At 63.9% G+C, this 2,166-nt stretch carries 4 protein-coding genes and 1 pseudogene; all 5 read right to left on the bottom strand.

Translation table 11 applies throughout. From position 1 onward, the window contains the following. Positions 1-268 (bottom strand): PIN domain-containing protein (locus STARVERO_RS22685; protein WP_200837952.1); only part of this gene is annotated, 268 nt, incomplete at its 3' end. After that, entirely contained in the window at positions 265-513 is a 249-nt protein-coding gene (locus STARVERO_RS22680; protein ID WP_159602383.1) for a type II toxin-antitoxin system Phd/YefM family antitoxin, read from the bottom strand. The genes STARVERO_RS22680 and STARVERO_RS22685, both read right to left, overlap by 4 nt. An 84-nt stretch (positions 514-597) precedes the next feature. Beyond that, positions 598-822 carry a hypothetical protein gene (locus tag STARVERO_RS23405; protein WP_244617001.1) on the bottom strand — a complete coding sequence of 75 codons (225 nt, stop codon included), beginning with the start codon at positions 820-822 and terminating at the stop codon, positions 598-600. Positions 823-829: 7 nt separating this feature from the next. Further along, positions 830-1,048 (bottom strand): helix-turn-helix transcriptional regulator, encoded by a 219-nt coding sequence (locus STARVERO_RS22670; protein ID WP_159602380.1) that lies wholly within the window; start codon positions 1,046-1,048, stop codon positions 830-832. Positions 1,049-1,178: 130 nt separating this feature from the next. Further along, a pseudogene (locus STARVERO_RS22665) lies at positions 1,179-2,166 on the bottom strand (Ti-type conjugative transfer relaxase TraA); the annotation flags it as partial.

Below are 2,166 nucleotides of genomic sequence, written 5' to 3'. Positions count from 1 at the left end.
CAGCCTGCGCGTCGAAGCCAATAATCTTGTCATCGTATGTGGAGACAAGGCCACTGAGCCATGCTTTCAGGCTCGCGGCCTTCGCCGTTGCCCCCTTATGGTCGAGGAGCGCGATCCCCTTCTCGATCTCATGGATAGAGACGACCGACAGAAATAGCCGTCCATCGGCGTCCATGCGGTCCAGCCAGTCGAGGAAGTCAGCGGATGCTTCCGACTTCGACGGTGCCAGCATGGAAATGACGTTGGTGTCGAGAAGAAAGCCGCTCAAAGCTCGACATCTCGCGATGGCTTGCGGTTGCGCGTGAACTCTCCGCCTGGGAACGTCCTGAGATAGCTGACAAGGCCCGCCCTTTTTCGCGTCAGAGCCTTGCGCGCGATCTCCGCCGCCTCGACCGAAACCAGGGCCGCAACGGGCTTGCCATGACGGGTAATGGTCACGATTTCTCCTTTGATGGCTTCATCAACAAGGCTGGAAAATCCAGCCTTGGCGTCTCTAAGGTTGATGGTCAGCATATCGCCCTCCATATGTAGCCATATGTGACTACATATAATCTATTGAAGGGCGGATTTCAACGCCGATTTCAAATCCCCGAGGTGTCAGCCCTCGGAGCCGAACAGTTCATCGAACAGGTCTCCGAACCATTGCTCGAACACCTCGATCTCGGCCTGCGTGACCGGAACGGGATGGGGCCAGTCGTCGGTGACGGTCCATGTGGACAGGTCATGTCTGGGTGGCCTGCCGGGGAACGGCCACGGATAGCCCAGCAGTTCCTCAAGCTGCTCCGACGCCGTGGGCGGCCTGACGCGCCGGGAGCGGGACAACGCGCGATCAGACGCCATCGAGGTCGCGCCCGCTTCCCGGTCGCCACGCCACGGGATTGGCGATCCAGCGGTTGATGTCGGATTCCCTCCAGCCCGCGCCGTTGACGCTGATCCTGATCTGGGCCGGGAACGTGCCCTCGGCGATCTTACGGTAGATGGTGGACCGGGACAGGCCGGTCCGGGCGAGAACGGTTTTGAGACGGACGATACGGTCTGATGCAAGCATGGCTGCGCTGCCTCCTGCTGGCTGTCCCTGACGATTGCGGAGACCAGACAGAGCAACGATTTGTCGTTGTTCAACAGATATTTGGGCCTCGTAGTAGTGTGGCGTGCAGACGGCGGTAAATAGGATGGTTCTATAGCCCGAGACCCCGGCCTCGACCGAGCCCGAACGTGAGGGTGAGGTCGCGGCCGACGCCCATCCCCGAATCGAATGAGATGCCGAGTTCCCGCTTGCGGCCCGCCAGAAGGGATTCCATCTGCGGGTCGCGTTCGAGGCTGTGGGCCATGTTCCCCATCTCCGCCCGCGCGGCCCTGTGACCGGCATAGTCGCCCGCCGCATACCGTTCGTCGCTGGCCCTGTGGAGATTTTGCCAGCGTTCCACGAAACGGTCTGCTCGCAGGCGGGGATCGGTGCGCAACTCGGTTTCCAGTTGCAGGGCGCGGATCGCGCGCCGGGCGTCTCCGGACGCCGCCTCCGCCGCAAGCTCCGGGCTCTTCTTGTAGGCCGCTTCGGCGTCGTGCGAGCCGTAGGGGCGCACCTCCTCGAACCGCTGGCGCGCCTCCTGCAATTCCCTGATCTGATCGGGGCCGGCCCTGCCGCCCTGGTCCTGCGCCGCGAAAATCGCATCGACGGCGCGGGCATGGCGGACGAGCGCCCGGCCACGGGCGCGGCGCAACGCCGCCTCCGGGTCTTCCTCCACTTTCCTTTCCGGCATCTGTCCACCCTCGGCGGGCAGGCGCAGGCCGTCGAAGATACCGCGCGCCTTTTCGGGAACCTGGCGGACGATCTCGACAACCCGTTCCACCCGCTCGCGGAAGGTGATGCCGCGCCGCGCGGCGTAGTCGCGGGCGGGTTCATAGTCGCTCGCCATGTCCTTGGCGCGGTCGCGCGACATTGCGCCGACAAGCCGGTCCCGATTGGCGAAGTCGTCATGGCCGTAATGCAGGTCCATGCCGTCGCGGTGCCGCGACAGGGCGACGTAGCTGCCATGCGCGTCCATGCCCGGCGTCGCCAACACATGGGCGCGGTCTACGGTCATGCCCTGCGCCTTGTGGATCGTGGCGGCATAGCCGTGGTCGATCTTGTTGTAGTCCTTCAGGTCGAACGCGACATTGCGCCCG

This window comes from Starkeya nomas, assembly GCF_902703545.1.
GTDB lineage: Bacteria > Pseudomonadota > Alphaproteobacteria > Rhizobiales > Xanthobacteraceae > Ancylobacter > Ancylobacter moscoviensis.
This window is presented reverse-complemented; position numbering and strand designations above follow the sequence as displayed.